This window comes from Dellaglioa sp. CoH-56-MRSF-12 (genome assembly GCF_056782075.1).
The window spans coordinates 1-229 of sequence record NZ_JBXAYD010000184.1; the positions used below are offsets into that span (position 1 = coordinate 1).

The window sequence follows — 229 nt, forward strand, 5'->3', positions numbered from 1 at the left end:
CACCGCACACCCGCTGGCGGAAGTCTGCGACGAGATTTACAACGATTTTGCGGTCGCGGTCACTGTCGCGGACCTGCGTGGATGCGCCACCGTGAACGAGATCACGGACCTGATTCTGCGCAAGCGGAAGGAGCAGGAAGCTGGGAGCAACATCGTGGACGACAACCTGCTGATCGTCGAAGACGAAAACACGGATGAGGACCGGACGCGCGACGAGGCTCTTTCTGCT

Annotated in this window: 1 protein-coding gene; it reads left to right on the forward strand. The window is 60.3% G+C overall.

What is annotated here, in order from left to right; genetic code table 11:
- A partial coding sequence (locus AC1RPY_RS08255; protein WP_481763200.1) for a hypothetical protein occupies positions 1-229 on the forward strand: 229 nt, incomplete at both ends.